The 1,887-nt window shown below is 48.4% G+C and carries 2 protein-coding genes; both read right to left on the minus strand.

Annotated features, from left to right (window positions below; translation table 11 throughout):
- Positions 1 to 410: 410 nt before the first annotated feature.
- Positions 411 to 1,091: a CPBP family intramembrane glutamic endopeptidase gene (locus tag F557_RS21110; protein WP_084761530.1), complete on the minus strand. Its 681-nt coding sequence runs from the start codon at positions 1,089 to 1,091 to the stop codon at positions 411 to 413.
- A 34-nt stretch (positions 1,092 to 1,125) separates the two neighbouring features.
- Positions 1,126 to 1,566, minus strand: coding sequence for a hypothetical protein (locus F557_RS0106970; protein WP_019001525.1), 441 nt, complete (start codon positions 1,564 to 1,566; stop codon positions 1,126 to 1,128).
- Positions 1,567 to 1,887: the final 321 nt, after the last annotated feature.

Here is a 1,887-nt window from a genome sequence, read left to right on the forward strand (position 1 = left end):
ATTTACTTCTGCGTTTATCGTTTTGAACCGCCGAATGCGGATCCGCACGTTCGGTGGTGTGGGAGGGGTGAGTTAGGCTCCCCCTACCCGATTATGTTCGTGAACTGGCGACTCCTGTCATTTCGCACGGGGAATACCAGAACACCAGTCAGGCGGCAGAATCTGCTTATGCTGCGTTCTTGTCAGAGTTCTCTACCGGAGGCTTTTCAGGGATCTCCTTTTTTCGGAGCCGTTCTCTGCGCTTATTGCTTCCCCGGGCGGATAGCATTATTGTGCAGGAAAATCGTCCCGCAGGCTCTTACCCTTCAGGAAAATGCTGTTCTGTGTTTTTGCACAAGGGGGCGGGATCCGGAATAATATCAGCTTTCCAAACAAAAACCGGATGTGTTTCACGGATCGTCCGTGAGATGTCAGCTACCGATAATCCCAAAAACAAGAAGCGCTCCGATTAGGTTTATGGCCAGGTTTGCCGAGGCGTGCACCACATAGCTGGCCGCAACACTGCGGTATTTTTCAGAAATCCACTGCAGGAACAGACCGACGCCGGCAAGACCTGTCACGCACAGGATAAACAGAGGAACGCTGAACCAGGTGATGAATATACCTATATGATATACGGAAAAAAGCCCGGCGCTCAGCAGAGCCCCGACTCCTTTTGTTCTGAATAGCTGAAAAACAAATCCTCTGAAGAAAGCCTCCTCCAGAAAGGAATTACAGAAAATGATATAGGCAAAGACAAAGAGACAGTTCTCTCTGGTAAGATGCTCCTTTTGCAGCAGAGCCTGCCTGATTCCGGCCAGATTCAGCTGTTCATGAAATATAAAAAACAGGAGCATTGCCCCGGCAAAAAACAGCACCATGCAGAGAAAGAGCGGAGCCGGCCGGGAAATTTTTCTTAAATTTACTGTTTCCGGAATGGTTTTTCCGGTCAGAAAGGCATACCCGATAACAGGCACTGAAAAGGCCAGCACCTTGATAGCGCTTTTTAGCCAGTACGACGGCTGGATCACCTGTTCTGTCAGAAATACCGCAGTTACCGCCAGAAGCGCCATTCCAATGCCGAATAATCTTATGCTGCCTGTGTTTTGCATGGTGTTTAATACTAAAAATCAGGATAGGTATTACTCATTTCGCAGGGTGCTTAGATTTTTTCCGCGAGGCGGCATGGGGCTCTGTCAGGCGGGCGGCAAAGAAGAAATCCATTTCGGAGCGGTTGCTGTCAAGTGATGCCGCCAGTACCCTGGCAAAGGCCTTTTCGTCATACAGCCGGCCCAGGTCACTCACGCTTTCGCCTGCAGAAAATGCTTCCTGAAGATGCTCAGCAGTAAATGCGTTATGGAGTATCAGGACGCAGGTATTATCCCGGTACAGGTAGAGACAGGGTTCGTAGGGATGAGAAGCCAGCCGGTAGGTGATTCCCTTATAGGTATAGCTTATTTTTCTACTGCTGTCATACAAAAAACTTCCGAAATCATCCATAGTGGTGCTCTCCATAAGCTTTTTCCGGCTGCTGTTCCAAAAAAAACTGGTAATGTTCCGGTATCTGACGGCTTTGCCAGAAGTCATTTTCTGCCGTTTTTTTACAGGATACTCAGACCGGACGATTTTGGCAAGCCTGCAGAAACCGGCGACTAGTTTTCCAGAAGCGTATGGTGACAATATGAGAGAAGGCTGAAGGTGAGAATTGAACGGACGTATATTCAGCAGTAACCGGGACCTGTGCTTTTTTTATCTGCATGCTCCCGGTGTTTTCTGTTACCTGATATAGCTGAAGAAGTAGGTGCGGGTTACAGGAGCCAGGCGGCTGTCGGTTACGGTGTATCTGTTAAAAAGTCTTTTCATTTTGTTCACCTCTTTTGCAAAGTCCCTTTTATCTTGGTAACCGGG

Origin of the sequence: Succinimonas amylolytica DSM 2873 (assembly GCF_000378405.1) — a bacterium.
In the GTDB taxonomy this organism is placed as follows: Bacteria; Pseudomonadota; Gammaproteobacteria; order Enterobacterales; family Succinivibrionaceae; genus Succinimonas; species Succinimonas amylolytica.